Source organism: Nonomuraea sp. NPDC049750 (assembly GCF_040659625.1).
Lineage (GTDB): Bacteria > Actinomycetota > Actinomycetes > Streptosporangiales > Streptosporangiaceae > Nonomuraea.
This window is the reverse complement of the sequence record NZ_JBFANB010000047.1, coordinates 1-17,376: the sequence shown is the minus strand read 5'-3', so window position 1 is coordinate 17,376 and position 17,376 is coordinate 1. Positions and strand designations below refer to the sequence as shown.

General features: G+C 71.7%; 12 protein-coding genes. 5 read left to right on the top strand and 7 right to left on the bottom strand.

The genetic code is table 11. The features are described 5' to 3' along the window. Positions 1-17: 17 nt before the first annotated feature. Positions 18-458 (bottom strand): GNAT family N-acetyltransferase, encoded by a 441-nt coding sequence (locus AB0J16_RS55340; protein WP_358556082.1) that lies wholly within the window; start codon positions 456-458, stop codon positions 18-20. Positions 459-513: 55 nt separating this feature from the next. Next, complete coding sequence (locus AB0J16_RS55335; protein WP_358556079.1) at positions 514-1,728, bottom strand: hypothetical protein; 1,215 nt, start codon at positions 1,726-1,728, stop codon at positions 514-516. Between the two features lie 68 nt (positions 1,729-1,796). On the opposite strand from AB0J16_RS55335, the gene AB0J16_RS55330 reads away from it, so the two are divergent. After that, positions 1,797-3,083 carry a citrate synthase gene (locus tag AB0J16_RS55330; protein WP_358556076.1) on the top strand — a complete coding sequence of 429 codons (1,287 nt, stop codon included), beginning with the start codon at positions 1,797-1,799 and terminating at the stop codon, positions 3,081-3,083. A gap of 99 nt (positions 3,084-3,182) precedes the next feature. On the opposite strand, the gene AB0J16_RS55325 is transcribed toward AB0J16_RS55330, so the two are convergent. The 3 genes from AB0J16_RS55325 to AB0J16_RS55315 all read right to left on the bottom strand — a co-directional run bounded on the left by AB0J16_RS55325 (position 3,183) and on the right by AB0J16_RS55315 (position 9,850). Next, positions 3,183-6,419: a chromosome partitioning protein ParA gene (locus AB0J16_RS55325; protein ID WP_358556073.1), complete on the bottom strand. Its 3,237-nt coding sequence runs from the start codon at positions 6,417-6,419 to the stop codon at positions 3,183-3,185. A gap of 381 nt (positions 6,420-6,800) precedes the next feature. Next, on the bottom strand, positions 6,801-8,378 hold the full coding sequence (locus AB0J16_RS55320; protein ID WP_358556071.1) for a hypothetical protein: 1,578 nt from the start codon (positions 8,376-8,378) through the stop codon (positions 6,801-6,803). 272 nt (positions 8,379-8,650) lie between these two features. Further along, positions 8,651-9,850: a hypothetical protein gene (locus AB0J16_RS55315; protein ID WP_358556068.1), complete on the bottom strand. Its 1,200-nt coding sequence runs from the start codon at positions 9,848-9,850 to the stop codon at positions 8,651-8,653. Between the two features lie 213 nt (positions 9,851-10,063). On the opposite strand from AB0J16_RS55315, the gene AB0J16_RS55310 reads away from it, so the two are divergent. The 4 genes from AB0J16_RS55310 to AB0J16_RS55295 are packed head-to-tail and all read left to right on the top strand — an operon-like array spanning position 10,064 to position 16,287. Further along, a complete protein-coding gene (locus tag AB0J16_RS55310; RefSeq protein WP_358556065.1) occupies positions 10,064-12,172 on the top strand; it encodes a hypothetical protein in 2,109 nt (702 codons plus the stop codon). Positions 12,173-12,187: 15 nt separating this feature from the next. After that, a complete protein-coding gene (locus tag AB0J16_RS55305) occupies positions 12,188-13,165 on the top strand; it encodes a MoxR family ATPase (protein ID WP_225289611.1) in 978 nt (325 codons plus the stop codon). Beyond that, entirely contained in the window at positions 13,166-14,242 is a 1,077-nt protein-coding gene (locus tag AB0J16_RS55300; protein WP_358556063.1) for a DUF58 domain-containing protein, read from the top strand. Beyond that, a complete protein-coding gene (locus AB0J16_RS55295) occupies positions 14,239-16,287 on the top strand; it encodes a DUF3488 and transglutaminase-like domain-containing protein (RefSeq protein WP_358556060.1) in 2,049 nt (682 codons plus the stop codon). Before AB0J16_RS55300 ends, AB0J16_RS55295 begins: the two co-directional genes overlap by 4 nt. Positions 16,288-16,576: 289 nt before the next feature. On the opposite strand, the gene AB0J16_RS55290 is transcribed toward AB0J16_RS55295, so the two are convergent. Both AB0J16_RS55290 and AB0J16_RS55285 read right to left on the bottom strand, forming a co-directional pair. After that, entirely contained in the window at positions 16,577-16,825 is a 249-nt protein-coding gene (locus AB0J16_RS55290) for a hypothetical protein (RefSeq protein WP_358556057.1), read from the bottom strand. 14 nt (positions 16,826-16,839) lie between these two features. After that, positions 16,840-17,376 (bottom strand): transposase (locus tag AB0J16_RS55285; RefSeq protein WP_358556054.1); only part of this gene is annotated, 537 nt, incomplete at its 5' end.

Below are 17,376 nucleotides of genomic sequence, written 5' to 3'. Positions count from 1 at the left end.
GCGCTCGCCCGCGTCGTTCAGACCGAGCCCAGCTTCTTGCGGTAGCAGCGGGTCAGCGGCTGGTCCACGTACATCCCGTACGACTCGCCAAGCACATACCCGCTGCTCTCGTACAAAGCTATGGCCTCGGGCTGCTTGACTCCGGTCGCCAAGCGCACCGTCTCGTAGCCCATGTCCCGAGCCAGATCCTCCAAGGCCGCCAAGAGCCGCCTGGCGATCCCCTGACCTCGGAACGCGGGATCCACGTACATCCGCTTGAGCTCCCCCATATCCGGACCCACCGGCTGGATGGCACCACATCCGGCGGCGTGCTCCCCGGCGTAGGCGACGAGGTAGCGGGCCTGCGCCTTGACGACGGAACGCCCTTCGGGCCCGTAGCGCTTCACCAGCTCGTCGAAGGCGGCGGTGAGCAGGGCGGTCAGGTCGGCGTCGGCAATGGTCCGTTCCTCGATCTGCATGCGCTCATGCTATGAGCCGCCGCTCCTACCGGATCCGGGCGGCGCGCCCGGGGTCTCACTCGTACTCCGGGAACAGCAGTGCCAGCTCCCGTGGATACGCCGCGATCAGTCGCAGTTCGTCGTCCGTGAGCGGTCGGCCGGTCATCGCGTTGCAGAGCTGCACCAGCCGGAACGCCAGGTCCTCCTCCCGCACGTCCACGCCGAGCCCGTCCATGACGTGCCGGAATCCGGCCTTCCCGCCGTACTCGCCGGTCAGCACGACCCGTCCGCCGCGCGCGTGCCAGTCCTCGGGGAACGGCCCGAGCGTCGCCTCGTCGTACAGCTCGTAGTTGCCGTGATCCTTCAGCGCCCCGTCGGCGTGGATGCCCGACTCGTGCGCGAACGCGTTGCGTCCCACCCCCACCTGGTTGTACGGCAGGGGCTGCCCGAACGCGTAACTCGCCCACAGCCCGAACCTGCGCGCCCACGACAGGTCGATGGCGTCACCGATCTCCGCCTGGAGCCCGAAACCGTGCTCGAAGGCGAGGATCGTGGACAGCAGGTCGGCATTGCCGGAACGCTCGCCGATGCCGTTCACGCAGGTGTTGATCCACGCGTCCTGCCCGGCCTCCAGGCCGCCGAGCGCGCCCGAGATGGAGTTGGCCACCGCCAGGCCGAGGTCGTTGTGGCAGTGCGTCTCGACGGGCATCCCGACGGCCGAGGCCAGCTTGGCGAAGCGTTCGCGGATCCGGTCGGGGGTGTCGCCGCCGATCGTGTCGCAGTAGCGGACCCGGTCGGCGCCCGCCTCCTTGGCCGCCAGCGCGAACTCCAGCAAGAACCCGTCATCCGTCCGCGACCCGTCCTCCGCGTTGACGCCGACGGTCAGCGCGCCCGCCGCCTTGGCCGCCCGCACCGCCGCCGTCATCTCCCGCATGATCGCGCCGCGGTCGAGGCGGCCACGGAACTTGTTCTGGATCATGTAGTCCGAGGTGGAGATGGACAGGTTGTAGTGCTTCAGGCCGAGTGGCGCCGCCTTCTCCACGTCCTGCGGTACACCACGGCACCAGCCCGACAGCCGCAGCTCGCCGAACGCGCCCGCCTCGGCCAGCGCCGTCTGCGCCCGTACGTAGGGCACCTCGTGGAACAGGAAAGGGAAACCGATCTCGGACTGAGCCACCCCGAGCTTGGCCAGGTAGAAGTTGACCATGGTCTTGCCGAACTTCGACAGGCCGGTGCGCGCGGTCTGCACGCCGTCTCGGTTGGTCACGTCAAGGAAGTGAACTTTGGGCATGTGCACACGTTGACACGCTTGCTCAATGTGTATCAATATTGATTTTCATCAATATGGGAGGCTTTGGCGTGGAGTGGATCGACGCGGCGACGGCAGCTGAGCGGCTCGGCGTGAAGCCCGCCACTCTCTACGCGTACGTGAGCCGGGGCGTGCTCAAGCGACGTCACAGCGAGGACCGGCGCAGCCTGTTCGACGCGGCGGAGATCGAGCAGTTGGCCCGGCGCGGGCGGCCACGCGGCCAGCCGCCGGAGCTGGTCATCGAATCCGGCATCACCGCGCTCGGTCTGGACCGCCCGTACTACCGCGGCCGCGACGCCCTCACCCTGGCCCGAACCGCCGACTTCGAAACGGTGGCCGAGTGGCTGTGGACAGGCGACCCCGACGCCTTCGCCTCGGACCATGCGGCGCGGCGTCAGGTGCGTGATACCGAGACGGCGGGAGGTGGCGCGGCGGGGGGTCGGGTGCGTGATTCCGAGGCGTCAGATGGTGCGGCGCGGGGTTGGGCGCACGATCCGGAGATGGCGCAGGTCGCAATCGCGGCTCAGCGCGGTCTCCCCGGGGGTCTGCCGCTCCTGGACCGCCTCCAGGTGATCACCACGGTCCTCGGCGCCGCCGATTCCCTCCGCTACCAGCTCGATCCCATTTCCGTCGCCGCCACCGGTCGTCGCCTCATCTCCGGCCTCGTCGACGCCCTCCCAGCGCTCCAGGCCCCCGGCGGTAAGTCGATCGCCGAGCGGCTCTGGTCCCGTCTGTGCCCGCGGCCCGCCACCCCGGCTCTCCTGGCCGCACTGCGGGGCGCGCTCGTGCTGCTCGCCGACCACGAGCTGGCCGCCTCCACGCTGGCCGCCCGGGTCGCCGCCTCCGCTCGCGCCGACCCGTACGCCGTGGTGCTGACCGGCCTCGGCGTGCTCGGCGGCCCCCTGCACGGCGGCGCGTCCCACGCGGCCGAACGGCTGCTGGCCGAGGTGACCGAACCCGGCCAGGCCCCGCGCGTGATCACCGATCGGGTACGCCGGGGCGAGCGCATCCCCGGCTTCGGCCACAGCGTCTACAAGAACGGCGACGCGCGCGGCGGCCTCCTGCTCGACCTGGTGAAGCAGGCCGCGCCGGACCACGAACGCATCGCCGTGGTCCAGGCCGTACTGGCTGAAGTCCGTCGGCGACGCCTGCCCGAACAGAACGTCGACTTCGCGCTCGCCACCCTCGCCGGAGTCGCCGGGATGCTGCCCGGCTCCGGCGAGGCGATCTTCGCGGTGGCCAGGACCGCCGGGTGGCTGGCCCACGCGATGGAGGAATACGCCAAGGGTTCCCTCCTCCGCCTACGCGCCTCGTACGTCGGCCCGGTGATCAGATAACGGCCCGCGCATGGACGCGTCCGCTGATCAAGTACGGTCCCACACGCATGCGCGGTCCCATACGCATGCGCGGTTCGCACCCATGGGCAGCCCCGCCGATCAGGCGCTCCTGTCTACGTAGGCGGCCAATGCCCGCACGCGCTCCGCGTGCTCGTCGTGCCCGACGATCACCGGTGGCTCGTTGTACGGCATCGCATCCGACGATCGCCGGAGCTTGATGTACTGCCCGCAGGCGTCGATCGCGTACGGCTCCATGTCGTCCTGGAGCGCCCCGATCACCGTGATCCCGTACGTCTCGCCGATCCGCCGGAACAGCGCCACCGCCTCACGCCGATGCTCCTTGCCCAGGTTGCGGCCCAGTTCGTCGAGCACCAGGCACAGATGCCCGCCCCCGGACGACGCGATCGCCGCCGCGCACACCAGCTTGACCGCCTTCTCGTCCATGAGCGCGGTGTTGGCCCGCCGGTTGTACGGGACGAAGCCTTGGCCCTCGCCGCGCCGCCACTTGGGCGTGACGCGCCATTGCCAGCGCTGTTCAGGATCCGCGGGCGCCGGTGGCACGGGGAACTCCAGCGTCGCCCCGTAACCTCCGTAAGACGTGTCGAGCTGCTCGAACTCCTCGGCGACCCGCGTGAGCCGGGACTTGATCGCCGCCGTCAGCGCCGCCCGGTGCACCGCCGTCGAACTGGCCGCCTCCTCCGCCCCCTTGTCGGCCGCGGCCAGGTCACGCTGCCTCGACACGACCTGCGCCTCGATCTGACGCCGCTGGTGCTTCTCATATTCTTCCTGCCCGCGCAAATAGGAGGCCAGCGAGCCGCACACCGCCGCGAACGTCGCCTGCTCCCGCGCCGTGCTCCCCCCACGCTCGGACAGCAGGAACCGCAGCTCCTCCGGGACCTCCGCGTCCTCCTCCGGGAACGTGTCGCGCAACGCCTGGTCGAAATGCCGTTCGGCGACGCGCCACCATTCCTCGGCGGTGCGCGCTCGTTCACCCTCGGGCAGCGCCTTGAGCCACTCCCGCGCTCCCTCGGCGGTGCCGCCCCAGTCGGCGGCCAGCGCCTCGACCTTGAGCGCCTCCCGTTCGCCGCTCACCCTCGTCTCGTCCTGACGCGACCGGGCCCGCTCGCCCTCGTGCCGCTGCCGCCGCCCCTCCAGGCGTTCGATCTCCATGTCCTTCGTGCGGGCCCGGAAGTCGAGGGCGGCCGCCTGCCGCTCGGCCTCCGCCACCGCGGGCGCCAGCTCCTCCAGCGCCGTCGTCAGCTCGCCCAGCCGCGCCCGCCGCCCGGCCAGCTTCGTCTCCAGCTCGGCGAGCCGTACTCCCGCTTGCGCCCCCTCCAGCCGCCGCTGTCCCTCCGCGACACCTTCCTCCCCATCGCGTACGGTCTGCGCCGCGGTCTCCTGGGTGTCCTTGGCCCGATTGAGCCGGTGTTCGGCGGCCTTGATCCGCGCCTCCCGGCCGGTCGCCTCCCCGTCGAACGCCCCCACCACGCTCACCCCGGCGGCACTCACCAAGACCGAACCGGGCAGCTCGACCAAGGCCGCGGCGGCCGCTTCGAGCTGGCCGGCGTCGACGATCACGGCGTGCTCGTTCGGCCACCCCCGCAAGTCCTCCAACCCGAGCCCAGCCCCACCAGGCACCCCAGCGCCGACGTCCGTGGCTGCTCCATCGCCCGCTTGACCGGCGGACCTCGCGGCTGTCTTGGGGGATGGACGGCCAGTGGATCCGGCCCGGTCACCGTGGGCGTAGTCGCGGGCTTGTTCGGCCACGTCCAGTGCGTCCAGGAGACCCGTCGCCACGACGCCCGCCGCGGCCAGCGCGTTGAGCTGGGCAGCGGCCGGGCCGCCCTCGGCGTCGTCCAGCGCGGCCTGGGCAGAGGCCACCTCGCGATCGGCCACGCCCAGCGCCTTCAGCGCCTCGTTCAGCCGAAGCCGCGCCTCTCGCAGCTCCCGCTCGGCCGTGGGCACATCACGGCCGTCGGAGAACCGGCGCGTCTCCTCCAGCGCCGGGATCAGGCCGCGCAACTCGTCGGCGGAGTTCTCCGCCACGGCCCGGTCGGCGTCGAGCTTGGCGGCCCGCGCCTGCATCGCGGCCAGCTCCTTGCGCGCCTCCGCCACTCTCCGATCGAGCGTGTCGTCCTTGAGGGTGGTGATCTCGGCCTTCACCATGGAGAGCGCCTCGGCCGCCGTCTCGCCCGCGGTCCGGTGCCGTTCGAGCTCGGCGACCAGCAGTTCGTCCTTGGCCGCCGCGTCGTCCAGCTTGCGAGCCTGGCGCCCGCGCCAGCACCGCAGCGCGTCGGCCAGCCGGATCCGGGCCTGATCGCGCCGGTCGAACGTGGTCAGCAACGCCCGCGACTCCGCCTCGAACTCGGCCAGCCGATCGGCCGCCTGCGCCGCCCGTACGCGCTTGGAGTGTTCGTCCCTGCGAGCCTCGCGCTCCTGCTCGAGCTCGGCGTCGAGGCCGGTCAGGGCCGCGATGGCCTCGAACACGCGCTCCGGCGAGATCTCGTTGAGCGGCTGGGAGAGCAGGTTGGTGGCGACCTTGCTCCGGACCGAGGTCGACAGGAACGACACGCAGCGGATGCGGTCGCCGTAGAGCACCTTGGTCAGGTCACGGGCCACCACGTCGCGCCGCCCGGCGGACTTGGGCAGCGTCGCCCACATCTCGTCGGCACGCACCACGCGCTCGGCCTCGGACGCGGCGGAGGCCAGATGCACGCCCTCGCGCCAGCGGATCTCCAGGTGGGGGGCCTCCTGATTGACCTTGAGCCACACGGTGACGGCCCCGCCAGATGTGTCGGGCACGGAGAACAACTCACCGTCATCCGGCACGTCCGGCTCCACGCCCACGCTGATCTGCTCCGGTTCGGTGGCCTGGTCAGCCGTGGAGGTGCCATGCCTCGGTCCGGTGGCTTGGCCCGCAGTTGAGGTGCCATGCTCCGGTCCGACGGTCTCGTCTGAGGCGACGGCGCCGGGAACTGGAGCGGTGGCTCGTAGGGGCAGGTCGTAGGACGCGCCGGGCCGCCCGAACACGCCGACGATGTAGCCGTGGTCGGCGCTGGCCCACTGGCGGGCGCCCGCGCCACTGGCCAGCTCGGCGTTGAACAGCAGCTCCGACACCGCCTTCGCCCCCGAGGCGAAACGCCACTGCTCGTCACCCAGCAACGCCGTGATCGACGCGATGAACGACGACTTGCCCGCGCCGTTGGAGTCCTTGGGCCCGGCCCCCGCGACGACGATAAGCGTGCCGGGGACGGTCGGCACCGGATGGGTCGAGAGCCGTGAGATGTTGACCGCCTGCATGGCGATCAACACCCGGTCCCCGACGACGTTCTCCACCTGCGACACCTGTGACCCCCGTAGTCCTTCCGTTCCACCGCGTCGCCCCGTCTGGAGCTGACGCTTGCTGTCTGTTAACCGTGCCGCCCGGGTGAGGGCGGACGCTTGCTGCTTGTACACCGCGCCGACCCGGGCGGGGCTGACGCTTGCAGTCCTTGCACCGTGCCGCCCCGGCAAGGGCGGACGCTTGCTGCTTCTTCACCGCACTGAGCCGAGCACGCTCGCTGTCTGTTTGCCGCGCCGCGTGGGCTGTTGCCGTCTCTTCGCCGCGCCGCCCGGTCAAGGACGCTTAGGTTCCGTTCCCCGCGCTACCCCGACCGCGTCTGACGCTTGGCGCCTGCCAGGCCCGGGTGGCAATCCGGGCCTGGCAGGTCCGGGTGGCTACCCTGTCGATCTCCGCGCGCGTACGGCCGCGGCCAGCGGGCTGTGTGGTCCGGCCGCCAGGATCAGCTCCTCCTGCAGCCGTCGCCGCGCCGCCGGGGTGAGCCGGTGGAACTGCGGTCCCGGCGCGTAACCGCCGGCCTCCTCGCCCGCCTTGACCTGGGTCAGCAGCCCGGCGTGCCGCAGCATCCGTAGCGCCGCCTCCAGCTCGCCGATCGGCAACTGGGTGTGGCGGCGCAGCTCGTCGACGGGAGTCGGGTGCGGCGAGAGCCAGGTGTCGTCGGGCAGCAGCCCCTCCGCCCTCGGAATCGCCACCGAATGCACCAGCACCAGCGTCAACACCGCCCGCTCACTCTCACCAAGCCCCGCCGCTGCCCCGGACCCGCCGGACCCCGACCCTGCCCCGCCAGACCCCGACCCTGCCCCGCCAGACCCCAACCCTGCCCCGCCGGACCCGGCCCTGCCGGTCGCGGCCCCGGCGGTCGCGGGCGTCGGCTCGGCGCGGTAGGCGTCGTCGTAGCCCGAGGTCCATCGCTCGCGGTGCTGGATCAGCGTCCGGCCTCGTCGGGCGAGCATCTCGCCCAGCGTGTGGCGGAGCGCGGGATCGCGCAGACCGCCGAACCGGGCCTCCAGCACCGGCTCAGCGCCATGCTCCACCGCCATGAACGCCGCCACCAACTCGGCCCGCCGCCGCTCGTCATAGCCGCTCAGCAGCTCGTCGAACTCCGCCGCACCGCCCTCGACCCGGCCCGCCACCGCCGTTGCCGCCGCCGCCACTGTCGTCCTCGCTGTCGCTGTCGCGGTCGCCGCCACTGTCGTCGTCTCGGTCGCGGGATCCTGCGCCCGCACCCGCGCCTCGGACGGCTGCTGCACGATGGGTGGTTCTTGCACCTCGGGTGGTTGCTCTGAGGCGGGCGGTCCTTCCACGGCGCGGGACTGTTGTACGACCGGCGATCCTGGCCCAGCGGGGGATTGCTGAACCTCCAGCGGCCCTTGCGCAGCGGAAGGCTGTTCCACAGCGGGTGGTTCCTGCAGCCCGTGGGATTCCTGTGTGGCGGCCGCCACGATGTCGGCGTCCGCGACCACCGTGAGGTCCCGTTGCTCCGGTGCGGGAATGCGCCGGACCAGCTCCTTCAGCTGGGCGTGCGACTCGACCGGCCACAGGGCGCAGCGCGGGCCCAGCGAGACCACGCCGTCGGACATGACGATCCACGCCGAGTCGTGCAGTCGGCGCAGCGCCCCGATGGCCCAGTTGCGCATCAGGTCGTCGGCCCGGCCGATCAGTGCCCGGTAGGTGTCCAGGATCAGCTCGACCGGTGCCGGCGTGCCCGGCCACGGGTCGACGGACAGGTCGCTCCAGCAGCACTTGAGCGTCGCCGCGAGCACCCGCCGGGTCTCGCCCGAGCGTTCGACCGGGACCGGGGGCACCTGGTATTCGTCGAGCAGCGACGGGGTGGCCGCGTCGGGCCACACCGGCAGGGCCTGGCCGGTGGAGTCGGGGCGCGTGAGCCGTACCATCCCAGGTGGCGCCGCGACGCCGGCCCCCAGCCGCAGCGGCCCGCCCGACCGCGCCCGCACGTGAGCGACCGCGTCGTCCCCGAGCGCGCGCCGCGCACCGGCGCTTCCCGAAGAGCGACCCCCACCGGTACCCGCCGAAGAGCGACCCCCACCGACGCCCGCTGAAGTGCGACCCGCGGCGGACCCCTCCGAAGCGCGACCGGAACTGGCGCCTTCCGAAGTGCGACCGGCGCCTTCCGAAGTGCGATCCGCAGCGGAACCCCCTGAGGAGCCGCGCGTACCAGCGGGCTCCGAAGAGGGGTCCGGGCCAGCGGCCTCTGACGAGATTCGGGTCATGAGGAGCGCTCCAGGTAGCCGTGGGACAGCCAGGCCGGTTCGCCTCCTGGCGAGATCGTGAGGTCGTCGGCCCACACGAGCCGATAAGGCAGCTCAGGCCGCAGATCGACCGTCGTCAGGTCGGCCAGCAGCCGGCGGGCCGAGGGCCAGTCGGACCGGAGTATGTCGGCCAGCGCCACCCGCGACGACGCCCCCAGCAGCGACTCCGCCACCTCGGTCAGCCGCTCGATCGCCGCGTTGGGCGCGGAGTCGAGCGAGCCTTCGGGGCCCGCGTCGGCGAGGTTGGAGCGCGGGGGAGTGGGCTGGGCCGGAGCCGGGCGGGGCGCCTCGTCGACCGCGCGGGCGATCGCCGCCGGGTCGTGCCAGGGCGCCGGAGCGTCGAACACGAAGCCGTCGAGCACCGCCGCGAGCCGCTCACGCGAGGCGGTCTGCGAGAACGTGCGCCAGGTCTCGGTGGGCAGCAGCGTCAGGTTGCGAGTGGTGCCCGCCGAGTCGGCCAGGCGCCCCGCCGCCCGCCGGGAGGCGTCGCTGTAGGCGTAGATGGCCGCCCGCAGGTCGGTGCAGACCCGGTCGAGCGCCGGCCAGCGGGTCAGGATCGTGCCGTGCAGGCTCTGTGCCCGGCGCGCGATCTCCTCGGTGCCCCACAGCTTGGGCGCCTGCTCGCGCAGCTCCTCGATCGTGCCCATGGTGAGCGTGATCAGCTCCAGCGCCCACAGCCGGAACGCCCTGGCCAGGTTGGCGGCGCTCTGCCTGGCCTCCTCCATCGTGGTGCGCGGGTCGGCGACGTTGAGGTCTTCGAGCGCGAGCAGCCGGTGCATCTCCGACTGGCCGCCGTCGTCCATCATCCGCCTGATGAACATCAGCCCGACCACGCTGGTGAACGACGCCCGATAGCGCAGCTGGTTGGGTTTGGGGAACACCTCGCGGATCGCGCCCAGCCCCTTGAGCACGCGCAGCCGGTTGTCGAACTGGTCGCCGGGATAGGCGCGGCAGGCGAAGCGCATCTGCTCGTGCGTCAGCCACTCCTCGCCCGCCTCCGCGAACGCCGCGAACAGCGTCTCGGCGATGTCGACCAGGGCCGGGTCGTCGACGACCGCCCCGCTGTCGCGGGCCAGCGCCGCGAACATCCGGCGGTAGGTCGACAGCACCGCCTCCTCCGAGAGGGCGGCGTCGAGGGTCAAGGACTGTTCGGACACGGGCTCTAAGGTACGGCTTCGGACCGACAATCTCGGCCCGACCTGACGGGCTTACCTGCGAGTAGTGCCCGACGTGGCGTGCTTACCTGCGAGTAGTCACGCTGCACGCTAGGGTGATCCAGGGTAATACGGGGGCAAACGTTCAGTAATCGTACGTACGGGGTGAGTGACGCCTTGCGTATCCGCGTACTCCGCGGAGACCGTGCCACAGCCTTGATCGCCGGCGCGGTGGCCGTGATCCTGGTCGCCTTGGCGGCCGTCTTCGGCGTGGGCGTCTCCAGCGCCACGCCCAAACTGGCCGACGTCGGCGCCTGGTTATGGACCCAGGCCCGAGGCAAGATCGTGCACGTCAACGGCCTGTCCGGCGAGGTCGACGGCTACCTCGACAAGAAGTCGGCCCAGCGGCTGCGCATCGTCCAGGACGGCTCGAACGTCCTGCTCGTCGACGACGGCAGCGGCTACGTCAGCCGGATCGAGCCCGGCCAGCTCAGCGTCGCGCAGACCCGTAACTTCGGCACGGCCGGCCTGCAGATCGTCGTCTCGGGCGCCGCCGGCTACGCGGTGGACCCGGAGGGCAAGGTCCAGCAGATCGATCCCGCCACGCTCAACTCGGTCGGCGCGCCGCTGACGCTGCCGGGCCCGCTCGGCTCGGCCCGCATCGACGGTGGCGGGCGGCTCTGGGTGCCGGTGACGGCCAAAGGCGAGGTCGTACCCGTGACCAAGGGCGTCGCCGCGAGCGCCGTCAAGGTCGGCGAGCCGGGCGAGGAGCTGGCCGTCACGATCGCGGGCGGCCTGCCGATGATCGTCAACACCCGCGCCGCGACCGCCACGATCGTCGGCGCGGACGGCGGCGTGGGCGAGATCACGCTGCCCAAGGAGGTCGCCCAGGCCGCCAAGGGCGGCGTACTGGCGCCGGCATCCACCGAGGGCTCGCTGGTGCCGCTGCTCACGCCCGGCGACTCCGGGCTCCTCGTGGTGGTCGACACGGAGTCGAACTCGGTGCTCAACACCAAGTTCGCGGTGAAGGACCCGGCCGCGCTCGGCGTGCCGCAGATACTCGGCTCGAAGGTGTACGTCCCGGACCGCAGTACGGGCGGCTTGATCGTGTGGGACAGCGCGGCGGGCGGTCAGCCCACCAAGCTCCAGGTGGCGCAGGGGCCCGGCCCGGTCGACGTGTTCGTCAAGGACGGCCTGCTCTGGGCGAACGACGAGAACGGCGACAAGGCCGTCGTCGTCGACACCGAAGGCCGCAAGCACGACGTCGACAAGGACGACTCGGACGTACCGGGACCCACCAACACCCCCAAGCCCAAGCAGACACCACGGCCCGAGCCGACGAACACCGACCCCAGGCCCGACCCGACCAGGACGGACGACCCGGCGCCGACGCAGACGGACGCCCCGGAGCCGTCGCGCAAGCCCACCAAGACTCCGACGTCGACCCCGACTCCCTCCTCGGCCACCCGCAGCCCCACTCCCACGCCCACGCCCACGCCCAGCGCGCCCACCAAACCGGGCGCCGTCAGCGCCAAGTCGGGCCCCGGCCACGTCAGCGTGAACTTCAGCCCGTCCAGCGGCGGCAAGGTCAACCGCTACACGCTCAAGGTGTCCGGCGGCGACGGCAGGACCACGCCGCAGTCGGTGGACGCCGACGGGCCGTTCCAGTTCGAGTTCTCGGGCGGGAATTGCGGAGCCGAGTACACCTTCACGGTCGTCGCCCACTGGTCGGGCGGCCAGGTCGAGTCGGAGCCCAGCGCCGGGGTCAAGCCCTGCGTGGCCCCCGGCAAACCGGCCAACTTCGCGGCCAAGCCCAAGAACCGCGGCGCCGAGCTGACCTGGGACGCCCCGGAGAGCGGCGGCGAAGGCATCACGTACGTGCTCTCCGGCGCGGTGAGCAACGACAGCGTCAAGGGCACGTCGTTCACCGCCGAAGGGCTCAAGAACAACCAGAAGCACGAGTTCAAGCTCAAGGCCAAGAACGACGCGGGGGAGAGCCAGGACGCCGCCACGGCGGACGTGGACCTGGCCTACCCGCGGCAGCAGTACCAGAACGCCAGCAACAACGACACCAACACGCTCATCCGGCCGGGCCCGTCCGCCGATGGCGAGGCCGGAAAGATCCCACAGGGCCAGTACATCACGCTGACCGTGATCTGCCAGGTCAAGGGCTCGTCCTACACCGACAAGTCCACCGGCAAGTCCAGCGACATCTGGAACCGGATCGAGTCGTCGGCGGGCAACGGCTACCTCAACGACACGCTGGTGGCCACACCGGACGGGGGCGGCTTCCCGGAGGCTCCGCTCTTCGAGTGCACCGACTGAGATAGGGGACCTCAGTTGTACAACGAACAGACGCAGCAACCGCAGCAGCTCGCGGCACAGTTCGCCCAGCGCTTCCAGATGCTGGCCCAGAACATCGAGCGCATCATCCGCGGCAAGCACGAAGCCATCGAGCTGGCCCTGATCTGCCTGTTCTCCGAAGGACACCTGCTGATCGAGGACGTGCCCGGCACCGGCAAGACCACGCTGGCCAGGTCCATCGCCGCCAGTGTGGACGCCGAGTGGCGGCGCATCCAGTTCACGCCGGACCTGCTGCCCAGCGACATCACCGGCGTGTCGATCTTCAATCAGGCGCACCAGAAGTTCGAGTTCCACCAGGGGCCGGTGTTCGCCAACATCGTGCTGGCCGACGAGATCAACCGCGCCTCCCCGAAGACCCAGTCCGCGCTGCTGGAGGTCATGGAGGAGCGCCGGGTCACGGTCGACGCCGAGCCGCATCCCGTACCCAGGCCGTTCCTGGTGGTCGCCACGCAGAACCCCGTCGACATGGACGGCACCTACCCGCTGCCGGAGGCCCAGCTCGACCGCTTCCTCATGCGGATCTCCGTCGGCTACCCCGACCACGTCTCGGAGGTCGAGGTGCTCAAGGGCATGCCCACCGGGCCGCAGGTCGAGCGGCTGCCCGTCGTGGCGCGCGCGTCGGACGTGGCCGGGATGATCGAGTTCGCCACCCGCATCCACGTCGCCGACCCCGTCTACGACTACATCGTCGCCCTGTGCGGCGCCACGCGCACCAACCCGCACCTGCGGCTCGGCGCCTCCCCGCGCGGCAGCCTCGCGCTGCTGCGGGCCGCCCGCGTCAAAGCCGCCGCCGCCGGACGCCATTACGTCGTGCCGGAGGACGTCAAGGCCCTGGCCGTCCCGGTCATCGCGCACCGGCTGATCCTCACCCCGGAGGCCGAACTACGCGAGGTCACCGCGGCGCACGTGCTCGGCGAGCTCCTCGCCGGGATGCCGGTGCCGCAGGCGGCCTAGGTGCTGACACCGCTGGGGTGGGGCACACTCGCCGGCTCCGTGATCCTTTACGCGGCGGGGTTCGCGCTCGGCTACCCGGAGCCCGTCGTGCTGGCCACCGGCGGGGTGCTCGCGCTCGCCGCCGCCCTCGCTTGGACCGCCCCCAGACCGAGACTGGAGGTGCACCGCGAGGTCACTCCGCTCAAGGTGCCGCGCGGGGACGCGGCCGTGGCGGTCCTTCACGTACGCAATCTCGGCCGCCAGGGCCTGTCAGGGCTGCGCGCGCGGGACCGCATCGGTACGGCCGAGCACACGGTGGACCTGCCCCGCCTGCCCCGGAACGCCACCAGAACGGTGTCGTACCCGCTGCCCACCGGCGTGCGCGGCGAGATCCCCGTCGGCCCGCTCCTGCTCGTCCGCGCCGACCCGTTCGGCCTGACCCGCAGGATCAGGCGGTACGGCCAGACGGCCACGCTCCTGGTCCGCCCCCGCACCGTCGCGCTGCCGGTGCCCGCGTCGGGCAAGGCCCATCACCTGGAGGGCCCCACCAGCGACAACGCCCCCAGCGGCACGGTCACCTTCCACACCCTGCGCGAATACGTCGTCGGCGACGACCTGCGCCACGTCCACTGGAAGTCCAGCGCGCGCACCGGCACGCTCATGGTGCGCCAGCTCATCGACGCCAGCCTGCCCACCACGACGGTCGTCCTCGACACCCGTCACCTCACCGAACTGGGCGTGGACGCCGCCGCCTCGGCCGCCGTCGCCGCCGCCCGGTCCGGCTTCCCCGTGCGGGTGCTCACGGGCGACGGGCCGCTCGCCGAGACCAAGACCGACCCCGAGCTGCTGCTGGATCGCCTCGCCCTGGTCGGATCCGGTACGTCCGGCGTCGGCGAGGCGGTGCGGCTGGCCCGCGGCGGCTCGCTCGTCGTCATCACCGGCGACCCCGCCGAGGCCGCCCGGGTGGCGGGGGCACGACGACGGTTCGACCGCATCATCTGCGTATATATAGGGACAGGTCCGCTCAGCGCGCCCGGCGTGACAGTCGTCCCCATCGCGGACCTGGCCGCGCTGCCGCTGGCCTGGGGCAGGCGATGAAGCAGCCTGTGTGGCGGTGGTCAGGGGGACTGGCGCTGGTGGCGGCCGTCACCGGGGCCGGTGGGTGGGGGTTCCATCGCGTCTTCCCCGGCACCGAGCTGCTCCTGGCCGTCGTGCCCGCCGCGACCGTCCCCGCCCTGGTGGCCGCGCTCTGCCGGCGGCGGCCCCTCTGGCTGGCGCTGGTGCTCGACCTGGTCCTGTGGTTCGCCGGGACCGTGCCGCTGTACAAGGGCATCGCTCCCGGCCTGCTCGGCGACCTGGCCGACTCGTGGCGGGCGCTGCTCACCACCCTCCTGCCCGCCCAGCCGGAGCCGCGGCTGCTGGTCCTCGTGCACACGCTGGTCTGGGCCGCCGCCGTGGTCGGCGCCGAGACGCTGACCCGCACCAGGACCCGCGTGGCCGCCGCGGTGCCCGGACTGGTGGTGTACGGGCTGGCGCTGCTGTTCGGGGTGGACGGTGCGGGCTCGAACGTGCCCCTCGCCGCGGCCCTCGTGGTGCTCATCGCGGCCCTGGCCCTGCTCCGGGACGACCGGCCGGCGCTGTGGTTGCTCGCCGGCATCCCGGCCGCCGCCGCGCTGGCCGCGGTCGCCCTGGTCGCCGGGCCGCTGCTGCCCCTCGCCGCCGAGCCGTACAACCCGCGCGACGACGCCGAACTCCCGCCCCCGGTACGCGTCGACAGCGTCAGCCCGCTCGACCGCGTGTCCGCCTGGCTGCAGATCCCCGACCGGGACCTGTTCACCGTCAAGGCGGCCAAGCCCCTCAACTGGCGGCTGGCCGTACTGGACCGCTATGACGGCGTCCGCTGGACGTCCGGCGCCCGCTTCCAGCCGACGGGCGGGCGGGTGCCCGCGGGGGACTGGACGGGCAAGGCGCAGACCGTACGCCAGACGATCACGTTCAGTGGCCTGCCCGGCACCTGGCTGCCCGGCGCCGAACGTCCCGTCGAGGTCGATGGCGTACGCGGCCTGGCCGTCGACCCCGGGAGCGGCGCGCTGCTGGCCGCGAGCCGGCCCGCCAAGGGGTTCACGTACGAGGTGACGTCGCGGGTGGCCGAGCCGTCGAAGGCCGACCTGCTCGCGGCCACGCCGGTCGACGATCCCGCGCTGACCGCGTTCCCGGCCGGGCCTCAGGAGGCGCTGTTCCACAAGCTCGCCCAGCAGGCCACCAAGGGCGCGGACGTGCCGATCAAGCAGGCGTACCGGCTGCAGAACTACCTGCGCACCAGCGCCACCTACGACGTCACCGCGCCGCCGGGGCACTCGCTCAAGGGGCTGGAGTTCTTCCTGGAGACCACGCACAGGGGGACGTCGGAGCAGTTCGCGTCGACGTTCGCGCTCATGGCCAGGACGCTCGGGCTGCCGTCGAGGGTCGTGGTGGGGTTCCGGCCAGGGCAGGCGTCCGACGGGATTTACCACGTTAAATCGGGCCATGTCATGGCGTGGGCGGAGATCAAGTTCGACAAGCTCGGCTGGCGGCCGTTCTACCCCACGCCCGGCCGTGGCGGCGCGAAGGACGACCACGACGTGGTGTCCTCCGCCCTCAAGGAGAGCGAGGAACTGGAGGGCGAGTTCACCCAGGGCACCGTGAACAAGCCGAAGGCCGGTCAGAAGCCCACTGCGGGCGGCGGCCGTGAGTCCTCGGCCGGGCCGCCGCTGTGGGTGATCATCCCGGCGGTGGGGGCGGGGATCCTGGTGGCGTACGCGGGAGCGGCGATGGTGCTGCCGTGGTGGCGCAGGCGGGTCCGCAGGAACGTGACGGGCGCGGAGCGGCGGGTGCTCGGCGCCTGGTCGCAGACCTGTGACGACCTCGGCCTGAAGGGGGAGCGGGCGCTGACCGCCGAGGACGTGGTGGCCCGGCACCCCGCCGACATATCCACCCACCTCCAACCACTCGCCGATATTTCCAACTTCGTCCGCTACGCCCCCGACGACGTCGCCCACGAGGCCGCCGACGCGGCCTGGCGCCACAGCGACGCCGTCCGCCAGGCCGTACGCGCCAGAACGCCCCTCAAAACCCGCCTTCGCAAGCGACTGCTCCTACGCTGACCCGCCGGAGCGAACCATGACGGGCTGATCGCCTGTGAGCTGACCGGACCCTCGGATGACCGCGCTCGGCGGTATCGCTAAGGCTTCTGGAGTTCACGGTCCTCAGGCTCTTGGGCAGCCCCGCGATGGCCGACACCAGTGGGCGGGCGGCCCGTTCGGCGTCGACGCGCTCCTCTAAGCGGGCGATGTCGTCGGCGTCCAGCGTGCGCCGTCCCCACACGCCCGTGGATGCGGGTGATACTCGATCCGGCCACAGGAGCGACGGCAGCACCCGTATCGGGAGGACGCCTCAGTTCACGTACGCCCACAGGTCGTAGGTGTAGAACATCGGGTTCTCAGGCTGGTGAGTGCTGCACCACCAGGTCTGCCAGCGTCCGGTCTCCTGGCCCGACCGGCCGAAGCTGATGCAGATGTCATAGGGCAGGTTGCTGTAGACGACTTGGAGCATGGACGAGGCGTGCGCTGGCGCGCTCGTGGCCAGGATGGGCGTTAGAGCGGTGACCGCGAGAAGCGACAAGGCGGTGATTCGGCGACGCACCAGTTCTCCCCTCATCAACTACCGCCGGCTGAAGTCGGTGGTTTGCTCTCTCGGTCCCGTCTGGGTGAAGGGAGGCCGGTAGCGTGTGGCTGGTTGATGGCAGCCCAGCCCGCGATGCCGCGTGTGGCGATGTTGCGGGCCGCGATGTGGTCGGCGTGCCCAGCGAGGCCACACCTGGTGCAGACGAACCGGTCCCGCGCCGGCCGATTCGCCCTGGTCACACACCCGCATTCCGGGCAAGTCTGCGAGGTGTAGGCGGGGTCGACCAGGACGAAGGCGATCCCGGCGCGGGTGGCCTTGTAGCGGGTGAAGGTGATCTGCTGGGCGAAGGCCCAGCTGTGCAGGGTGCGCCGCTGGAACCGGTGAGCCCTTACCCGGCCGCGGATACCCTGCAGATCTTCCAGGGCGACACCGCGGCCGGTGCGTTCGGCTTCGCGCACCACATGCTTGCTGATCTGGTGGTTGAGGTCGGTCATCATCCGGTGCTCACGCCCGGCAAGGCGGCGCAGCACCCGCCGCGCCGCCGACGTGCCCTTCTTCTGCAGCCGTCG

Coding starts and splice junctions, on each gene's coding strand:
- AB0J16_RS55340 (WP_358556082.1), bottom strand. CDS start 458: ATGCAGATCGAGGAACGGACCATTGCCGACGCCGACCTGACCGCCCTG.
- AB0J16_RS55335 (WP_358556079.1), bottom strand. CDS start 1,728: ATGCCCAAAGTTCACTTCCTTGACGTGACCAACCGAGACGGCGTGCAG.
- AB0J16_RS55295 (WP_358556060.1), top strand. CDS start 14,239: ATGAAGCAGCCTGTGTGGCGGTGGTCAGGGGGACTGGCGCTGGTGGCG.